Origin of the sequence: Bacillus cereus group sp. RP37, assembly GCF_040459695.1 — a bacterium.
Lineage (GTDB): Bacteria > Bacillota > Bacilli > Bacillales > Bacillaceae_G > Bacillus_A.
Genome location: NZ_JARVHP010000001.1, coordinates 3,406,179 through 3,425,031, shown reverse-complemented (window position 1 = coordinate 3,425,031; position 18,853 = coordinate 3,406,179). Strand labels below are relative to the sequence as shown.

The following is an 18,853-nucleotide window of genomic DNA, read 5'->3' as shown; positions in this document are numbered from 1 at the left end:
GCAGAGAGCACTCTGTCTTTTTCTTTGTTTAGAATATTTTTCTTATAAAAACGTTTTCAAAATAATTTTTCTATTGAAATTTAAACGTATGTTTCATATGCTGAGAATGGCGGTTCAAAAACTGTTATGTAAGAGAGGTAGATTCCTACATGTAAAAAGAATCGGGGTGATAGTATGTTAAATATTTATTTAACAGACCGAAACGGAAAACTACAAGAGGTTGAGGAAATGCAAAAGGGTTGCTGGATTAATGTACTTCATCCAACGGAAGAAGAAATTCAATATCTAGTACAAACTTTAAATGTAGACTTAGATTTCATTAAAGACCCTTTGGATGATGAAGAACGCTCTCGTATTGAAAAGGAAGATAATAATACTTTAATTATCGTGGATATTCCAACAGTTAGACATGATGAAGAAGGAAATTCGATTTATGACACGATTCCAATAGGTATGATTGTAATGCCAGATTGTTTTGTTACAATTTGCTTAGAAGAAAACCCAATTTTTGAACGTTTTATTAATCAACGTATTAAAGAATTTTATACGTTTAAAAAGACACGCTTTGCACTTCAGCTCTTATATACGATTTCTACTTATTATTTAAGATACTTAAAGCAAATTAACAGAAAAACAATCGATTTAGAGCATCAATTAAATAAGTCGATGAAAAATAAAGAGATTTTCACATTGCTAGGCCTTGAAAAAAGTTTAGTTTACTTTACAACATCATTAAAGGCGAATAAAATTGTAATTCAAAAATTAATGCGTAACAGTACATTTTTAAAAATGTATGAAGACGATCAAGATTTATTAGAAGATGTATTAATTGAAAATAAACAGGCTATTGAAATGGCGGAAATATATAGTCACATTTTAAGTGGAATGATGAATACTTTTAGCTCCGTTATATCAAATAATTTAAATAGTGTTATGAAACTGTTAACGTCTATTACAATCATTTTATCGTTACCAACGATGGTTTCTAGTTTCTTTGGAATGAACGTAAAGGTTCCGTTTGAAGGGGAAGCACATGGTTTTGTAATTGTACTCATCATATGTGTAACACTATCTTTCACATTAGCATTTGTTTTTTGGAAGAAACGTTACTTTTAACGAGAAGAAAGCTGCTCTAGCATAGTTGTGTAACTGCGCTAGAGCAGCTTTTTTGCTATGAAATCCCAAATTTTGAATAGAATATAACTTATAAAATGTAATGTATATGAAAGGGTTGAATTCCGTATAAGTCTTGTCCAATTCATAAAATGAGGTTAAAATTACATATTGTTAATGAAAAGTTGGAGGAAATACATCATGGAATTGTTTCAATTACCGAAAGCATTCCTGCAAATGAATACAATTTTTATCTCCATATTGATCGAAGCACTTCCTTTTGTGCTCATTGGTGTATTTATTTCAGGATTCATTCAAATGTTTGTAACAGAAGATATGGTAGCAAAATGGATGCCGAAAAACCGTTTCCTGTCTGTTTTAATGGCTACTTTTTTAGGTATGATGTTTCCGGGCTGTGAATGTGGAATCGTTCCGATTGTAAGGCGATTAATCGGAAAAGGGGTTCCGCCATATGCCGGGATTGCATTTATGTTAACTGGACCAATTATTAATCCAGTCGTATTATTTGCAACATACGTTGCCTTTGGAAGTAGTATGCACATGGTATGGTATCGTTCTATCGTAGCGATTATCGTAGCAATTATCGTTGGAATTATATTATCATTTATGTTTAAAGAACATCAATTACGAGATGATCACTTCCCAGAAGTGAATCATAAGCGTCCATTACGTAAAAAAATGTGGGATGTATGTACGCATGCTGTTGAGGAATTTTTCTCGATGGGAAAATATTTAGTATTAGGTGCGTTAATTGCAGCGGCAGTTCAAACGTTCGTACAAACTTCAACACTTCTTGCTATAGGACAAGGGCCGTTCTCTTCACCAGCTGTTATGATGGGACTTGCTTACATTTTATCACTGTGTTCAGAAGCGGATGCGTTTATTGCTTCGTCATTCCAAAGTACTTTTTCAACAGCATCACTTGTCGCGTTCCTCGTATATGGACCGATGGTGGATATTAAAAATATGTTTATGATGCTTGCGACGTTTAAAACGAAATTTGTAATTGTCGTTACTGTTACAGTTACACTTGTTGTTTATGCAAGCTCACTACTCATTTATGCGATGGGGTGGTAGGTTATGTTTCGAGCATATATATTATTAGGTTTTACAATCTTAATCGCGCAGCTTCATATTTCCGGTAATATTACGAAGTATATCAATATGAAGTATGCCTATTTATCAACAACAGCAGCTATTATTTTAGGTTTTTTAACGATCGTTCAAATTATTATCGTATTCCAAAAAGAACACCAAAAAGAAAAAGAACAGCACAATTGTGGGTGTGATCATAGTCATTGTGGGCACGACCATTCAAAAGATGAAAATACATGGTGGAAACGAACATTTTCTTATACTTTGTTCTGTTTCCCAATTATTTCTGGATTATTTTTCCCGATTGCGACACTAGATTCGGATATTGTAAAAGCAAAGGGATTTCATTTTCCAGTAGCACAGGCGGAAAGTAAAGATCCATTTATGACAAGGCAATTCCTAAGACCAGACACGAGTATTTATTATGGGAAAGAAGGATACCGCGGTGTAATGGAAAAAGGGAAGAAAGAGTTTGTTACGAAAGACAATATTGCTTTAAAAGATGAGGATTTCTTAAAAGGAATGGAAACAATTTATAATTATCCTGGCGAGTTTACTGGGAAAAAGTTATCTTTTAAAGGGTTTGTTTTCAAAGATGATTCTTCTAAAAAAGAACAATATTTCTTATTCCGTTTTGGTATTATACATTGTGTAGCGGATTCTGGTGTATATGGTATGTTAGTGAAAAAGCCAGAAGGTGTAGAATGGAAAAATGATGATTGGATTCAAATAGAGGGAGAAATTTCTACTGAATTTTATCAACCGTTCCATGCAAATATCCCTGTTTTAGAAGTAACGAAATGGAATAAAGTTGAACAGCCGAAAGAACAATATGTATTTAGAGGAGCCGATTGATAACATCGGTTCTTTTTTTATAGACTAAAAGTTCGGAATGTTGTTAATATTAAACGTGTAGTTCATTTAGTATAGTGATGGTTGAAATATCAGGGATAAATAATTAAAAGGGTGATAACAATGACTGAAGTAAAGGGAAAAACAGCAAATGAATCCAGAGTGTTTAAAACGAGCCGAGTATTTCCAACAGATTTAAATGATCACAATACGCTATTTGGTGGAAAGATATTAGCCGAGATGGATATGGTTGCTTCTATTTCAGCAACAAGGCATGCAAGAAAAGAATGTGTCACAGCATCTATGGATTGGGTAGATTTCTTACATCCTGTTCGCTCTTCAGATTGTGTTAGTTATGAATCCTTTGTAATTTGGACGGGTAGAACTTCTATGGAAGTGTTTGTGAAGGTAGTAGCGGAAGATTTAATTTCAGGTGAGAAGCGTATCGCAGCAACGTCTTTTGTTACTTTTGTTGCACTTAGTAAGGAAAATAATCCAGTTCCTGTGCCGCGAGTAATCCCTGAAACAGAAGAAGAGAAAGAATTACATCGTATTGCAGTGTTACGTGCAGAACAACGTCATATACGTAAGGCAGAGAGTAAGAAAGTAGCCACATTATTAACTTTTTGAGTTGAATATGTAGTCGTTAAAGGTATTATAACAGACCGAAGTGTTTTTTATATGAAAAGCGGACACCTAAAAATAGGTGTCCGCTTTTATAGTTTTTTCATCCACATATCATATGACGATAACTACTTAGCAGAAGCAAGCAGCACCGACGATGATTAAGAGGATAAATAATACGACTAATAGCGCGAATCCATTACCATGTGCGAAGCCCATTGTTATTTCCTCCTTTTATTTTAAGATACAACATACTATATGCAAATGAGCTATTGTTTGATATGGACATATATCATGTAATGACATATTTTCTTGAATGATAATGTATTAAAAAAGGGAAGATATAGAAATAACAGTAAGTGGAGAGAAAGGAAAATATCCATGAAGCACTTTTTCGCTGTAATCCTTTGTTTAATAGGTGTATTCATATGGATGAACATCGATGTGGAAATGGGGAAAAAAATGGTTAGTGAATATGAATTAGGACAATTTCGATTAGGTGAATTTCAACTATATACGAACGGTGAAGAGTTATATAAGAAATTATTTGAGGATATACATAATGCAGAAAAGTACATATATGTCCATTTTTACATTGTAGGTAAAGATGAAATAAGCCAAGAGTTTTTGCAGTTACTCAAGAAAAAGGCATCGAGCGGAGTAGAAGTGAAATTGTCAGTCGATCGAATAGGTGGATATAAGCTGAAGAAAAAAATAATTCGTCAACTAAAAAGAAATGGTGTTCAGTTTACGTTTAGTAAAAAGCTTAAACTGAAAAATATATTCTATTCGTTGCATCAACGGAATCATAGACGCATCGTTACGATAGATGGAAAAGTATCATATATCGGCGGCTTTAACATCGGAAAGGAGTATCTTGGACAAGATCCGAAATTTGGGCCGTGGCGTGATTATCATGTACGAGTCAATGGGAATGGTGCCACGGATATGGAAAGAAAATTTGCTGATGATTGGAAAGAAGATACAGGAGAAAAAATGCCTGTACATGAAAGCTTACCTGCGATAGGGAATGTAAAATATCAATATTTATTTTCAGATGGAAAAGGGTTATGGGAAAAATATGGAGCGCTTTTAAAGCAGGCTAAAAAGTATTTAATAATTGCTACACCATATTTTGTACCAAGTAAAGAAATGATGAAAGAGTTAAAAGATGCATTAAACCGCGGTGTCAATGTGAAAATTCTCGTACCATTTAAAAGTGATGCGGTATTGTTGAAACAAGCTGCCTATCCGCATTTGAAAGAGATGAAACATGCTGGAGCAGAAATTTATCAATATCGGAATGGTTTTTTTCACGGGAAAGTAACAATCATTGATGGAGAGATTGTTGATATAGGTACAGCGAATTTTGATAATAGAAGTTTTTATTTAAATTGTGAATCTAACTGTGTCATATATGATAAAACAGTTGTTGCTGATGTATGGAACCGATTAAAAGAAGACTTTCATAAATCAAAAAGATTTTCAGAAGAAGATTTTGAGAAAATTAGTAAATGGGATTGGTTTTTAGCAAGAATAGCAAATGTTATAGCATCATATTTATAGTATATAGACAAAAGAGATGGGAGGCACTTTCATGGATTGTATGAAAGAATTAATGAGGTATAGTTATATGCTTATATATAAGGTTGGGGAGTATACAGGAGAGGTAAGAGACGAAGAATTAAAGGAGCTATTACAGCATCATTTACCATATATGTTGCAAGCATATAATGAACAAGTTAATTTTCAAGAAGGAGAGAATGTACAGCAAATAACTTGTGAACCAATTTCATTTCATTTTCATGAAATGGAAAAGGAAACTAATAGTAAGTATACAGGGGATATTTATATTGCAACTTGCTATATTTCGCATTTAAAACGGCTAGCATTAAAGTTTGCTCAAGTGGCAGTTGAAGTTGCAAATCCAGAATTCCGTTCATTTTTAGAAAATTGCTTCTTGAAAATGAACCGTTATGCCTATAGTGTATGGCAATATGTTGTGAAGAAAGAGTATAAGATTGAACATGTATATGAAAATGAGAAGTTTGCATAAGAAACTAAGGTGGAAAGATAGGCGCCTTAGTTTTTTTTCATGGAGAAAAAAGACTAAGTGTCTATGTTTATTATCAGAAAATTTACAAATATTTACCGTTTATTTACTATTTTTCAATCTTTCCTTTAAAAATAGAGAGTAATATGGGGTTGTACATATTCTATCACAAGGAGGAAACGCAAATGAACAAATGGGTTAAATCAATAACTGCTATGGCACTTGCAAGTTCTTTATTAATGGTAGGTTGTAGTAAAGATGAGGACAAGAAGAAAGAAGACGGTACAACAACACAACAAGAGGACAAAAAGGATAAAGAAACAAGCAAAACTGAGAAGTCTACAGATTCTAAAGAAAAGAAATAAAGTAATAATAGAGCTTCCTCTTATACATGAGGAAGCTTTTTTGTTGTAAATTGATTAAGATTATTGAAAAATAGAGAAAGAGGGAAAGAGAGAAAGAGGGGATAACAAATGAAAGTATGTATATTGGGAGCAACAGGTCGAGTAGGTTCAAAAATTATAAAATTGGCATTAAAAGATTCAGCTGAAGTGACTGCGTTAGCGCGTGATTTAAATAGAGTAGAAATAAATCATGAAAGGTTACGAGTAATAGAAGGTAATGTACTGAATGAAAATGATATAAAGAACGCGATAGAAGGAAGCGATATAGTAATTAGTGCACTTGGAACTGATCAAAATGGAACGTTAGCGAAGAGTATGCCACAAATTATAAAGCAAATGGAAGAAGAAGGGGTTCATAAGATTATTACAATAGGAACAGCAGGTATTTTACAAGCAAGGACAAATCTAAATTTATATCGTTTTCAATCAACGGAATCAAAAAGGAAAACGACAACAGCAGCAGAAGATCATTTAGCTGCATACAAGATACTTAGTAGTAGTAATTTATGTTGGACAGTCGTTTGTCCGACGCATTTAATAGACGGTGATGTGACAGGGGTATATCGAGCTGAAAAAGATGTATTACCAGAAGGTGGAGCAAAAATAACAGTTGGTGATACAGCGCAATTTACGTGGAATCTGTGCAGTAAAAACAAATATGAGAATAGTCGAGTAGGTATTTCATATTAAAAAACCATCCCGAAAATGGGATGGTTAAAAGATAATATAACATACAAATATGATAATCATAATGATTTGGAGAATGGCTTTCGCTACTGTACTGCTTAAAAAACCAACTACAGTAGCAACTCCTACTAGAAAAGCGTCTTTTGGCGCTTTTTTATGCATTAGTTCTGTTATAAATACCGATAAGAACGGGATGATAATAAGACCAAATGGTGGGAAGAAGAACGATCCGACAATGATTGAAATCATCCCGACACGCTCGCCCCATTTAGAACTCCCGTATTTCTTTAAGAAATATCCATTTGCAATAAAATCAGCAACGAAAATGAATAGTGTGAAAATGACTTGAATAATCCAAAAGGAAGTTGTTAGTTCTCCGCCATTTATGCCAAAATGATAAATTAAATATCCAGCCCAGACAGCAAGGATTCCTGGGATTATAGGATAAATAAAGGCGAGAAATGAAACAATGAAACAGGCAATGATACAGATTGTTAATAATACTGTCACTTTATAACTCCTTCTTCGTGTCTAATTTATGTACCGCAATTTTTTTCACTTGATGTCCATCAAGTTCTAGTGCTTTAAATTGAAAACCAGCAAATTCAATAGAATAACCAGCCTCAATATTTAAGTCAACTGCTTGAGAGAGTAGCCAGCCGCCAATTGTATCTAAATCACTATCATCAATATGTAGGCCAAACATATCATTTACTTCAGAAATGAGCACCTTCCCATCTAAAACAGTAAGCTTCGGCGTGCGTTTTTCAATCATAGGTGATTCATCCGCATCGAACTCATCTTGAATTTCTCCAATAATCTCTTCAAGAATATCTTCCATTGTTAAGAGTCCAGCAGTACCACCGTATTCATCCATAACGATTGCCATCTGAACACGATTTTTTTGTAGATGTACTAACGTTTTGCGAATTGGAACGGTTTCAAATACAGTTAGTACTGGATGTATGTATGATTCAAGCGGCTTATGAATGCCCTTCGTTTGATCGTGAAATACTTCTTTCGTATTGATCATACCGATAATATCATCTTTATCTTTTTCGATAATAGGATAGCGTGTATACTTTTCAGTTGCGACGATATCCATATTTTCTTCTAACGTATTTTCAGTAGATAAGCAAATCATTTCTGTACGAGGGACCATAATTTCTTTCGCGACCCGGTCGTCAAATTCAAAAATATTATTTACATATTTATATTCGGTTTGGTTTATTTCGCCGCTTTTGAAACTTTCACCTAAAATGAGTCTTAGTTCCTCTTCAGAATGGGCAAGTTCATTTTCTTTCGCAGGCTCTAAACCGAGTAGTTTTGTGAAAAAGATAGCTGTACTATTAAGTAGCCAAATAAATGGATACATAATTTTATCAAATAAAATAAGTGGTCGTGCAAACTTAAGTGTGATTGCTTCTGCCCTTTGAATTGCGAAAGACTTTGGAACTAATTCACCTAATACAACATGGAAAAATGTAATAACACTAAAAGCGATAATAAAGGATAAAGTATTCGCCATTGTTCCAGTAATATTAATCTTTTCAAAGAGCGGTCGTAGTAAATGTTCCACAGTCGGTTCACCAAGCCAACCAAGCCCTAAAGAAGTAATCGTAATCCCGAGCTGACAAGCTGATAAATAAACATCTAAATTAGATATGACACTTCTTGCAGCTAAAGCTTGTTTATTGCCTTCATTTGCAAGCTGGTCAATTCGACTTTTTCGTACTTTTACAACAGCGAATTCTGATGCAACGAAAAAGCCGGAAATAAGGATAAGTACAAAGATGAGAAAAATATTTAATATGTCCAAGTGTGTTCTCTATTCCGTAGTTTGGAATAAAGATGTCACCTCCTGCAATTATGTTATACTTTTATAATAAATCCAAACGAAAAGAATAGTCAAAGAAAAAGGGTAAATATTGGTATGTTTCTGCAATAGTTTTTGAATTTGCTATTATTTTGTCCGCTATACAAAAGGAATAACCCCCTACTTTCAGATTCTAGAGGGCTATTTCAAATTAAGGTTTTGGAATACTTCTCGTTAAAGCGTATGATTGTTGTTTAAAGTGGTTTGTTGTCCATAGTGTTTGAAGGAATGAGAGTATGCAATACGGGATATACAAAAGCAATAAGCTAATTGTAACAATAATAGGTGCATTTCCGCCGAATTGAACGATAAATTGCAATAGTCCGCTTGCGTGAAAAACGCATTCCATAAAAATGAATGAAAGAATAATGGAACCTAGAATAGATTTATGATTCGAAGTAAGCGCCAAAAACAATGTGTCTACAAGGAAAGAAGATTGTTTTATTTCATATTCATTTGTGTTACTTAAGAAAGGAATCCATTTTTTTATTGCTTGCATAACGATAATCATGGAAGTGCTACAAACGATGATAAAAGATGAGTAGTAAGGAAGCTTTATAAATTTTGTGATGTATAGGAGTAGTAGTAGGACTGAGCATTGTAATAATACAGTACAAAAAGAGTAAGGAATCCATTTTAATAAAGAAGTGAACTTTTTAACCGAATGAGGTGCTTTAAAAAATAAATGGCCGATTCCTAAACTGATGAAGAATCCGATCGCAAGAGTAAAGGTAAAACGAACAATCGATAAAAAATATATTTCCCATATGTAAGGGAATAACGGTGTAGAATGATTAGAAGTATGTACCGACTGATTTGCTGAGAAAAAGATAGATTCGTGCATCCAATCAATTTTTGGAATTGTCATAGAAGAAAGTTGTGCGAAGTTATGAAAAATGCTTATAAAGCCAGTTAAGTATGTGTATTTATGTGTAATGAATAATGCTGGAATAGGACTAATAATAAATATAATGAGAACACCAACTATAAATTTACATATATGTGAGCGCAATAAAGACATGTAATCACCTACTCTTAGAATATTCAGAAAATTCTTATTCTTATTTTAGCTTTTTTCAGTGTAAGTTACAATATATTTTTCTTAAAGAAATTTAGAGAGAATGTTTGAGGTTGTATGAGATAAGTGAATGAATCATGAATAAATTATGACAAGAAAATGAATAATTTTCAGAAAAATAAAATAAATCATTTATTTTTTTCTGAAAATATAATATAGTTATGGCACAGAAAGTATTTTAACATAAGGAGGCTGTTTATGAGGATTAAAGGGAATTATGTGCCGAAAAGGGAAGTTTTCTTTTGCTCAAGTTCAATTACAATAGGGGAAGCACTGGAGCATTTAAATAAAACTGGCTATCGTTGTGTACCAGTTTTAGATGGAAAAAAAGAGAAATATTTAGGTAATATATATAAAGTAGATATTTTAGAATATAAAGGTTCGCTGGAAGAGAGTGTGTTACAATTATTAAACGATAAAGAAGGATATGTCAGAGAAGATTCTTCGTTCTTTAAAGTATTTTTTACAATAAAAAAATTACCTTATTTATCAGTAGTGGATGAAAAAGGAATCTTTCTTGGAATTTTAACGCATAAAAAAGTTTTTGAGTTATTAGAAGATGCTTGGGGCGTTCATTCTAGTAAATATTCTGTCATGATTGGGACACAAGATTATAATGGGGCCATTCAAAAATTATCGACAGTGTTAAAAAAATATACAGGTATCCAAAGTTTAATGACTTTTGATAATGACGCCTTATTAGTTCGTAGAATTATGTTTACATTAGGAGAAGAGTTTAACGACGGTGAATTAGAGATGTTATTGAAAGATTTAGAAGATCACGGATTTAGAGTTGTGTATGTGGAAGAGATGAATAATCCACGTGAAGTTGAAACGATAGACTAACATGCAAAAGCCATCTAATTATGTTGGATGGCTTTTGTTATGTTACGTGCATAAAGTTATTTGAAAATAATGATAGAGTAAAAGGTGAGGTTGTAACAATATTTGTGTAAAAGAATAAAAAAATGTAGATAATTTTGATTTTCAAAAAAATCAATTTGAAAATATGTTTTTATTTTTTAAATAAATATGTTACTATATGTGTGATAAAAACAAAGAGGTCTGACAACTACACTCCACGCAATACCACTCTAATGAGTTAAATATTCAAAAAAATCAAAAATCAGTAATTAGAGTAAAAATAGGGGGAATGGAGAAATTATGGAGAAAGACACTGCTTTGTAAGGGGCATATTTTATCAGCTTGAGCAGAGAGGAGGATGCATAGCATATTGTGAAAATACAGATAAACAATGAAAAAGTGCTATGCAAATGAAAAGTATGAAGGGACGTTTAAGGCCAGGTGATACGGTAGCAATAGGTTTAATGTTATTTGCACTATTTTTAGGAGCAGGAAATTTAATTTTCCCACCAGTTTTAGGGCAACAAGCTGGAGAGAATGTTTGGGTTGCTACAATTGGATTCCTTGTAACGGGAGTCGGATTACCCCTATTAGCTGTAACAGCTGTCGCGTTTGTAGAGGGGGACTTGAAAGCGCTATCTTATAGAGTTCACCCTATATTTGCGTTTATTTTCCCATTGATTAGTTATTTAGCGATTGGACCATTTTTCGCGATTCCGCGTACGGGAGCCGTTTCATTTGAAATGGGTATGAAGCCATTTCTATCAGAGGCATTGGTTTCAGAATGGTACATGCTATTTCTATTCACAATAGTTTTCTTCGGAATAACGTGGTATCTATCATTAAATCCATCTAAATTAGTGGATTGGTTCGGAAAATTTCTTACACCATTGTTAGTATTGATTGTTGCTGTTATTGTCGGAAAGGCAATTATTGATCCAATTGGAGAACCAGCTGCGCCGCTAGCGGCATATCAAGAAAATGCTTTCTTTGGTGGATTTATACAAGGATATTTAACGATGGATGCAATTAGTGCTCTCGTATTTGGAATTGTCGTTGTACAAGTTATCCGCTCTAAAGGGATAAAAGAGAGTAGTCAAATTGCAAAAATAACAGTTGTATCAGGTATTATTGCTGTACTTGGTTTAACGTTAATCTATTTATCACTTGCTTATCTTGGTTCAACAAGTACATCACTTGGTGTCTCAGAGAATGGTGGACTTATTTTAACGAATGTTGTAAATGAGTTATATGGAACAAGTGGTAAAATTTTATTAGGGCTTGTTATTATACTAGCTTGTTTAACAACTTCTGTTGGATTAACATCAGCTTGTGCTGGCTTCTTTACAAACTTATTCCCAAAACTTTCGCATAAAACGATTGTAACAATGGTATGTGTGTTTAGTTTAATTGTATCTAACTTAGGTTTAACACAATTAATTGCAGTCACATTACCAGTGTTAATGATCATTTATCCAGTTGCAATTGTATTAATCGTACTTTCTTACTTCCATAAATGGATTGGAAAGCGTAATACCATTTATATTGGAGCTATTTTAGGAGCATTGTTAATTAGTTTCTTTAACGGTTTAGAAAGTGCGAAGATTAAAATTGACGCGATTTCTAACGTACTACAAATGCTACCTTTATATAAAGAAGGAATAGGATGGTTAATCCCATCATGTATCGGCGGGATTCTCGGTTTCTTCTTCTATAAATCAAATGAATCAAGTGAACTACAAAAGAAAGGTGCTTAGGCGCCTTTCTTTTTTTTGAAGGGAATTTTTGTATTATGTCTAAGTAATAATTGGGAGGAATGATAAAATGGCTAATTTTGAAGATTTTTTAACTTTGGATTTACGTATTGGGACTGTAAGAAAGGCAGAGGAATTTAAAGAAGCGAGAGTTCCAGCGATTAAATTAGAAATTGATTTTGGAGAGCTTGGAATCAAGCAGTCAAGTGCTCAAATTACGAGAAGATATAGTCCGGAAGGGTTAATTGGTCAGCAAATCGTTGCTGTTGTGAATTTCCCGCCAAAACGTATAGCTGGATTCAAATCAGAAGTGCTTGTTTTAGGAGGAGTACCTGAAGCTGACGATGTTGTTTTACTTCAGCCTAATATGGAACTACCGAATGGAACGAAAATTAGTTAGTGTGAAGGAAGGTGTTAATTTGGATATTGGACGAGAATATTTAAAATGTGCAATTTCGAATTTTAAAGCAACACAAAACCAAGGAGAACGAGTACTCTCTCAATTATCTTATGAACAGATAATGTGGTCTTCTCATGAGGAGACGAATAGTATTGCAATTATTATTAAGCATTTACATGGTAATATGCGTTCTAGATGGACGGATTTTTTAACATCTGATGGTGAAAAAATAGATCGTAACCGAGATGCTGAATTTGAAGGCGGTTATCATTCTAAGGAAGAGGTTCTCGCAGCATGGAGTGGAGGATGGGAATATGTTTTTAAAACGATGAATGTGCTAACGCCCGAACATTTATTAAAGACGGTATATATTCGCGGTGAAGCACATACTGTCATGCAAGCAATTGAAAGACAAATTTCTCATTATGCTTTGCATATTGGACAGATTATTTACATCGGTAAAATGTTAAAAGAAAATGAGTGGGAATGTTTAAGTATTCCTAGAGGACATTCTGCACGTTATGTAGAGAAAAAACGTTCAACATAATAATAGGAAAGAAACCGATATAAAATGGGGAATAAAAAAATAAACCAAATGATAGATGGTTCTGTAATCATAAGAATGCCGCCAAAAATAAGTCCATATATAATAAGAAAGAAATTAAAAAGTGTATTCACAGGGATAAATCGTGAGATGAACACTTGCTGCCTTTTAAAACAATCACTGTGAAATAAATAAAAGCGGAAGTACCATGTGGCAGTAATAAGATCTTTCTTTCGTGCAATTCTTTTTTTACATGTATGACAGATAAATGGTGGTTGCATTTCATTACACTCCATTTTTCATTTTTGTAATAATGTAAGACATGATTAGGTACAAAGTGTATATTCCTATATACGCTCCTGATATAAGAAAAAATGGATTTAGTAAAATTCCATGAATGCTTGTCATAAAAACTAAATCTTGTATTAAAACATCATATATATTAATAGAAATAATTGTACCGAGTACATAAAGTGCTAAGTACGCTGAAATATGTAACGCAACACGGATTGTAGGATGCTTAGCAAGCCAATAAAAAATAAATGATAGTACAATGGGTAATGTTCCTATTAGTAGCTTCAATTCATTTCACCTCAGCAACAATATAGCCGAAATTTAGACGGTCTATTCTCTAGAGCTTGTACATAACTTGAAATAGAGAGGGTGATAGTATGAATCGAGGCTTTTTTTATGTGAAGTTCACAAGTGTACGTAAGTTAGTTTTATTTATTATTGCTACAGTACTTGCGACTTTTTTTCTTATTAGTATGATGGTAACTTCTATGAAAGAGACAAAGTCCACGTATTTATATAATTGGTTAAATGAGTTATCAATGAATGGTTACATGTATGTTCTTGGGAAAGAGAATCATTATTTTACACAAGAGTATCGAAATTTAAATCAGGATTTTTCGATTTCTTCGTTTCTCTTTTCGATGGCTACGAATATTCGTTTTAATGATGTACGCAGTTTTGTCGGCAAAGAGCTACCTGGTTTTGGTAAGTACGATACAGAAATTGTTATTGCGGGTGAAGGGACCAATTATTCTAACTTACCGATTGAGTCGAGCGTTCCGCTTGAAGAAGTAGTAAAAGAACGGACTGGAGAAGGTGGACAGGCTCCAAAGCCGGATACGAACAAAGAGAAAAAGCAACCAGATCAAACGACAGGAAAACGACAAGTTGCGTTTATTTATCATTCGCATAGCTGGGAATCTTATTTGCCGTTACTCAATTTAACAAACGATCCAAATCCGAATAAAGCGACAAGTTCCGTCACGAATATTTCAATAGTCGGCGACCGATTTCGTGAACAATTAGCAAGTGAAGGGATCGGAGCTACTAACGACAAGACTGATGTCGGTCAAAAGTTGATTAGTAAAGGGTTAAATAGTAATAGTTCTTACAAAATGTCACGGGAAATTGTACAAGAAGCAATGGCCGGCAATAAAGAACTACAATACTTTTTTGATTTACATCGTGATAGTGCTCGGAAAAATGTCACGACAAAAGCAATTGGTGATAAATCATATGCGAAGCTTGCGTTTGTAGTAGGGAAAGGCAATAAAAATTACGAAAAGAACTTACAATTAGCAACGGCTTTACATGAGACGATTAGTAAGAAGTACCCAGGAGTGAGTCGTGGTGTCATTCAAAAAGGATTCCAAACAGGAAATGGTGTCTACAATCAAGACTTATCAGGACAAGCGATATTAATTGAAGTTGGTGGCGTAGATAATACAGAGGAAGAACTAAATCGATCGATTGATGCACTTGCTAAAGCGTTTGGTGAATATTTCTGGCAGGCGGAAAAGGTGAATGGATAAAGTGAAACTTAAATGAGTGGGGAGTCTGCTGATGAGTATGAGTTCACATTCATTTTGAAAAAGCGTGAGTGTAATGCTTGCGTTTTTTTTTGTAATGATGAGACTTCACAGAATAGACATATTTTGTCGTTGTTATAGTAATATCGAAATTTGTCAAATTGTACTGCGAGATTTACAAAGGGATTTTCGAGAAAGTAGAGAAAATCTTTTTATAAGGAAAGCTTTTTATTATGAAATTGGTAGGGTGATTGAAGTGATTAGGGAGATCAAAATAGAAGATGCAGCACCATTTTTGCAATTAAGTAAGCAACTAGACGAAGAAACGAAATTTATGTTATACGAACCAGGAGAAAGAAAATTTACAGCCGAGCAACAAGAACAAATGATTCATCGCTTTATAGAAAATGAATATGCAACAATATTTGTAGCAGTTGAAGAAGAGAGAATAGTAGGGTTTATTTTAGTGAATGGAAATCATATTCAAAGAAAGAGACATGTAGCAGGTATTGTAATTGGTATTTTGCAAGAGTATAGCGGGCGAGGTATTGGGACGAGATTGTTTAAAGAGGTTGAGAAGTGGGCAAGATTACATGATGTATGGCGTTTAGAATTAACGGTAATGGCCCACAATACAAGAGCTCAGGCACTATATAAAAAAGCTGGATTTGAGAAAGAAGGTGTCAAAAGAGCTGCTCTTATTATCGATGGAGAGAACATCGATGAGTATGAAATGGCCAAATTATTAAAATAAGAGGTCGTTATATGAAAAAAAGATGGATACTACTTGGTATCGTAGCGATGATACTCATTGTTGGAGTAGCAGGAATCAATTATAAAATGTATAAGGATAAGCAGGCGCGCGAGGTAAATGTAAATAACATATTTCCGAAAGCGAAAGAAACGATTGCGAATATGGATGGTGATATTGCGGTCATTAGTAATCCGAATTCGATGCTTGTGCTTGTGAATAAAAGTAGGCGTTTGCCAGATGGGTATAGACCGCCAGATTTAGTTATTCCGAAAGTACGTTACTCAAGTGAAGGTGATCAAGAAAAGAAAAAAATGAGGAAAGAGGCAGCAGGGGCACTTGAGGAAATGTTTCAGCAAGCTGATAAGGAGCGTATTTTCCTTTTTGCAGTCTCTGGATTTAGATCTTTTGATCGACAAAAAGCATTAAATACGATGTATAAAAAACAAGATGGAGAAGCAAAAACAGCAATGTCGAGTGCAGTTCCTGGAACGAGTGAACATCAAACTGGACTAGCTATGGATATTACATCGCAATCTGCTAAGTTTCAGTTAGAGACAATTTTTGGTGAAACGAAAGAAGGGCAGTGGCTTTCTGAAAATGCCCATAAATTTGGTTTTGTCATTCGATATACAAAAGAGAAAGAATCGCTTACGGGCTATCGATTTGAACCATGGCACGTGAGGTATGTGGGAAATCCACAAGCTACATATTTATATGAAAATCAACTGACACTTGAAGAAGTAACAGAGTGAACAATTGAGGGGAGAGAAGGATTATGACGGTGTTATATAAGAAAAAGGTCCACGTGTATGTAACAAGAGAAAAAGAGGGAGTTATGCAACTGCTTGTTTTTAAACATCGTGATATACCTGAAGCTGGTATACAAGTACCAGGGGGAACAGTTGACGAAGGGGAAACGTTAGAAACAGCAGTGTTACGTGAAGTACAAGAAGAGTCTGGATTACGTCATTTATGCATAGAACGATTCCTAGCCGACTACATCATACATGTAAAGGAGAAAAAGGAATATCAAAAACGTCATTTTTTCCACGTAACGTTACCAACAGATGTAAAGGATAATTGGGAACATACTGTAAGTGCCGGTGAGGAAGATGAAGGTTTAGTATTTTGCTACGAATGGATTGATATTGCAAAATGCCCTGAATTAGCGGGGAAACAAGGTGAGTTTTTACATTTGTTAGATGAAGTATATGTAAAGTAATAAAAGGGTCTGAAGCGGAAGTTCATTCGTTTCAGACTTTTTTTATTTTTCAGGAAATAAAAGGTTTTTATATTGGTAAGTTGAATTCTTTTAAAGGATTGTAGTTGTATATGCGAGGAGCGGAGAAAATGAAAAACTAATAGGTAAATGTAATCAATAAAAGGCTTTATAGAAGGAGAATGATGATGGAGGTTCAGTTCAATACACTGTTACAAAAAGAATTAACAATTCATGATATACAAAAAGCAATGGCAGCTGGGCAATTAACTTCAAAAGAATTAGTTATGTATTACCTTCATAGAATCGCAAAGTATGATCAAGACGGACCAAAAATCAATTCTATTTTAGAAATCAACCCGGACGCTATCTTTATTGCAGAAGCGCTAGATCATGAAAGAAAAACAAAAGGTGTAAGAGGTCCATTACACGGTATACCTGTTTTACTTAAAGACAATATTGAAACGAACGACTCTATGCATACAAGTGCAGGTACGATTGCTCTAGAACAAAATATAAGTATTGAAGATGCATTTCTCGTAACAAAGCTGCGAGAAGCAGGAGTAGTGATAATAGGAAAAACAAATATGACAGAATTAGCAAATGGAATGTCTTTTGATATGTGGGCTGGATATAGTGCAAGAGGTGGACAAACAATAAACCCTTATGGTACAGGTGAGGATGATATGTTTGTTGGAGGCTCAAGTACAGGATCTGCCATAGCAGTTGCTGCTAATTTTACAGTAGTATCTGTTGGAACGGAAACAGATGGTTCTATATTGAGTCCAGCTGTTCAAAACTCTGTAGTCGGTATTAAACCGACTGTTGGTCTAATTAGTCGTAGGGGAATTATTCCGCTTACTTATTCACAGGATACAGCGGGACCATTTGCTAGAACGGTAACAGATGCTTCTATTTTGCTAGGGAGTTTAACTGGGGTAGATGAGAAAGATATAGCTACTCATAAAAGTGAAGGTATGGCAGAGCAGGATTATACAAAATATCTTGATGTTAATGGCTTACATGGAGCGAAGATTGGTGTATTTAGAAATGCACCAAAAGATTATTATGAAACTGGTGAGTATGATGAAAAGTTGTTTAAGGAGACGATTGAAGTGTTGCGTAGTGGGGGTGCGACAGTAGTAGAGGATATTAATATTCCGTCTTTTCATAGAGAATGGAGCTGGGGTGTATCGCTTTATGAATTAAAGCATAGTTTAGATAACTATCTTTCAAAATTACCTTCTGCTATTCCAGTGCATTCTATTTCAGAGTTAATGGCGTTTAATGAAAATATAGCAGAAAGAGCTTTGAAATATGGACAAACTAAGTTGGAGAGAAGAAAAGATGTTCCTAATACGTTAAGAAATCCAGAATATTTAAATGCCAGATTAGAAGATATATATTTTTCTCAAGAACAAGGCATTGATTTTGCACTGGAAAAATATAATCTTGATGCGATTCTGTTCCCTTCTTATATAGGCTCCACTATATGTGCGAAAGCAGGTTATCCGTCTATAGCAATGCCTGCGGGATATATGGATAACGGGAGACCGTTTGGAATTACGCTTGCAAGCACTGCTTTTTCTGAGGGGACCTTGATTAAACTAGCATACGCTTTTGAACAAGCGACAAAGCATCGAAAAATCCCTAACTTATCATGAATAAAATAAATAGGACAGGAATTCCTGT

At 34.2% G+C, this 18,853-nt stretch carries 23 protein-coding genes; 17 read left to right on the top strand and 6 right to left on the bottom strand.

What is annotated here, in order from left to right; genetic code table 11:
• Positions 1-174 precede the first annotated feature (174 nt).
• The 4 genes from QCI44_RS18155 to QCI44_RS18140 all read left to right on the top strand — a co-directional run bounded on the left by QCI44_RS18155 (position 175) and on the right by QCI44_RS18140 (position 3,711).
• Positions 175-1,116 carry a magnesium transporter CorA family protein gene (locus QCI44_RS18155; protein WP_000932392.1) on the top strand — a complete coding sequence of 314 codons (942 nt, stop codon included), beginning with the start codon at positions 175-177 and terminating at the stop codon, positions 1,114-1,116.
• A 198-nt stretch (positions 1,117-1,314) separates the two neighbouring features.
• Entirely contained in the window at positions 1,315-2,211 is an 897-nt protein-coding gene (locus QCI44_RS18150) for a permease (protein WP_000418724.1), read from the top strand.
• 3 nt (positions 2,212-2,214) lie between these two features.
• On the top strand, positions 2,215-3,084 hold the full coding sequence (locus tag QCI44_RS18145; RefSeq protein ID WP_016088225.1) for a TIGR03943 family putative permease subunit: 870 nt from the start codon (positions 2,215-2,217) through the stop codon (positions 3,082-3,084).
• Between the two features lie 120 nt (positions 3,085-3,204).
• Entirely contained in the window at positions 3,205-3,711 is a 507-nt protein-coding gene (locus QCI44_RS18140) for an acyl-CoA thioesterase (RefSeq protein ID WP_000141167.1), read from the top strand.
• 126 nt (positions 3,712-3,837) lie between these two features.
• Here the strand turns inward: QCI44_RS18140 and QCI44_RS18135 are convergent, their stop codons facing one another.
• Positions 3,838-3,924, bottom strand: a complete 87-nt coding sequence (locus QCI44_RS18135) for a YjcZ family sporulation protein (protein WP_000505094.1) — start codon at positions 3,922-3,924, stop codon at positions 3,838-3,840.
• 162 nt (positions 3,925-4,086) lie between these two features.
• On the opposite strand from QCI44_RS18135, the gene cls reads away from it, so the two are divergent.
• The 4 genes from cls to QCI44_RS18115 all read left to right on the top strand — a co-directional run bounded on the left by cls (position 4,087) and on the right by QCI44_RS18115 (position 6,852).
• Complete coding sequence (cls, locus tag QCI44_RS18130; RefSeq protein WP_016134233.1) at positions 4,087-5,271, top strand: cardiolipin synthase; 1,185 nt, start codon at positions 4,087-4,089, stop codon at positions 5,269-5,271.
• A gap of 31 nt (positions 5,272-5,302) precedes the next feature.
• Complete coding sequence (locus QCI44_RS18125; RefSeq protein ID WP_016088223.1) at positions 5,303-5,761, top strand: spore coat protein; 459 nt, start codon at positions 5,303-5,305, stop codon at positions 5,759-5,761.
• Positions 5,762-5,943: 182 nt separating this feature from the next.
• Positions 5,944-6,123 carry a hypothetical protein gene (locus QCI44_RS18120; protein WP_016088222.1) on the top strand — a complete coding sequence of 60 codons (180 nt, stop codon included), beginning with the start codon at positions 5,944-5,946 and terminating at the stop codon, positions 6,121-6,123.
• A 108-nt stretch (positions 6,124-6,231) separates the two neighbouring features.
• Positions 6,232-6,852, top strand: coding sequence for an NAD(P)-dependent oxidoreductase (locus tag QCI44_RS18115; protein WP_098486417.1), 621 nt, complete (start codon positions 6,232-6,234; stop codon positions 6,850-6,852).
• Between the two features lie 24 nt (positions 6,853-6,876).
• Here the strand turns inward: QCI44_RS18115 and QCI44_RS18110 are convergent, their stop codons facing one another.
• The 3 genes from QCI44_RS18110 to QCI44_RS18100 all read right to left on the bottom strand — a co-directional run bounded on the left by QCI44_RS18110 (position 6,877) and on the right by QCI44_RS18100 (position 9,746).
• On the bottom strand, positions 6,877-7,359 hold the full coding sequence (locus QCI44_RS18110) for a DUF456 domain-containing protein (protein WP_016088220.1): 483 nt from the start codon (positions 7,357-7,359) through the stop codon (positions 6,877-6,879).
• A 1-nt stretch (position 7,360) separates the two neighbouring features.
• Complete coding sequence (locus QCI44_RS18105; protein WP_016088219.1) at positions 7,361-8,668, bottom strand: hemolysin family protein; 1,308 nt, start codon at positions 8,666-8,668, stop codon at positions 7,361-7,363.
• A 208-nt stretch (positions 8,669-8,876) separates the two neighbouring features.
• Positions 8,877-9,746: a hypothetical protein gene (locus QCI44_RS18100; RefSeq protein WP_016088218.1), complete on the bottom strand. Its 870-nt coding sequence runs from the start codon at positions 9,744-9,746 to the stop codon at positions 8,877-8,879.
• A gap of 255 nt (positions 9,747-10,001) precedes the next feature.
• On the opposite strand from QCI44_RS18100, the gene cbpA reads away from it, so the two are divergent.
• The 4 genes from cbpA (at position 10,002) to QCI44_RS18080 (ending at position 13,368) form a co-directional block, all read left to right on the top strand.
• A complete protein-coding gene (gene cbpA / locus QCI44_RS18095; protein ID WP_016088217.1) occupies positions 10,002-10,649 on the top strand; it encodes a cyclic di-AMP binding protein CbpA in 648 nt (215 codons plus the stop codon).
• 437 nt (positions 10,650-11,086) lie between these two features.
• Positions 11,087-12,424, top strand: a complete 1,338-nt coding sequence (brnQ4, locus tag QCI44_RS18090) for a branched-chain amino acid transport system II carrier protein BrnQ4 (RefSeq protein ID WP_483299561.1) — start codon at positions 11,087-11,089, stop codon at positions 12,422-12,424.
• A 67-nt stretch (positions 12,425-12,491) separates the two neighbouring features.
• On the top strand, positions 12,492-12,821 hold the full coding sequence (csaA, locus tag QCI44_RS18085) for a chaperone CsaA (protein WP_016088215.1): 330 nt from the start codon (positions 12,492-12,494) through the stop codon (positions 12,819-12,821).
• Positions 12,802-13,368, top strand: a complete 567-nt coding sequence (locus QCI44_RS18080) for a DUF1572 domain-containing protein (RefSeq protein WP_016134237.1) — start codon at positions 12,802-12,804, stop codon at positions 13,366-13,368. Before csaA ends, QCI44_RS18080 begins: the two co-directional genes overlap by 20 nt.
• Here the strand turns inward: QCI44_RS18080 and QCI44_RS18075 are convergent.
• Together QCI44_RS18075 and QCI44_RS18070 are read right to left on the bottom strand one after the other, a co-directional pair.
• On the bottom strand, positions 13,341-13,646 hold the full coding sequence (locus QCI44_RS18075) for a hypothetical protein (protein ID WP_016088213.1): 306 nt from the start codon (positions 13,644-13,646) through the stop codon (positions 13,341-13,343). The genes QCI44_RS18080 and QCI44_RS18075 overlap by 28 nt on opposite strands.
• A 4-nt stretch (positions 13,647-13,650) precedes the next feature.
• Positions 13,651-13,947 (bottom strand): hypothetical protein, encoded by a 297-nt coding sequence (locus tag QCI44_RS18070; RefSeq protein WP_016088212.1) that lies wholly within the window; start codon positions 13,945-13,947, stop codon positions 13,651-13,653.
• A gap of 89 nt (positions 13,948-14,036) precedes the next feature.
• Here QCI44_RS18070 and spoIIP point away from each other — a divergent pair, with 89 nt between their 5' ends.
• The 5 genes from spoIIP to QCI44_RS18045 all read left to right on the top strand — a co-directional run bounded on the left by spoIIP (position 14,037) and on the right by QCI44_RS18045 (position 18,825).
• Complete coding sequence (spoIIP, locus tag QCI44_RS18065) at positions 14,037-15,191, top strand: stage II sporulation protein SpoIIP (RefSeq protein WP_016134238.1); 1,155 nt, start codon at positions 14,037-14,039, stop codon at positions 15,189-15,191.
• A 253-nt stretch (positions 15,192-15,444) separates the two neighbouring features.
• On the top strand, positions 15,445-15,942 hold the full coding sequence (locus QCI44_RS18060; protein WP_033658874.1) for a GNAT family N-acetyltransferase: 498 nt from the start codon (positions 15,445-15,447) through the stop codon (positions 15,940-15,942).
• Between the two features lie 11 nt (positions 15,943-15,953).
• Entirely contained in the window at positions 15,954-16,694 is a 741-nt protein-coding gene (locus tag QCI44_RS18055; protein ID WP_000747667.1) for a M15 family metallopeptidase, read from the top strand.
• 23 nt (positions 16,695-16,717) lie between these two features.
• Positions 16,718-17,164 (top strand): NUDIX hydrolase, encoded by a 447-nt coding sequence (locus QCI44_RS18050; protein WP_016088209.1) that lies wholly within the window; start codon positions 16,718-16,720, stop codon positions 17,162-17,164.
• A gap of 185 nt (positions 17,165-17,349) precedes the next feature.
• The gene (locus QCI44_RS18045) at positions 17,350-18,825 is read left to right on the top strand and encodes an amidase family protein (RefSeq protein WP_098561066.1); all 1,476 of its coding nucleotides are present in this window, start codon (positions 17,350-17,352) and stop codon (positions 18,823-18,825) included.
• Positions 18,826-18,853: the final 28 nt, after the last annotated feature.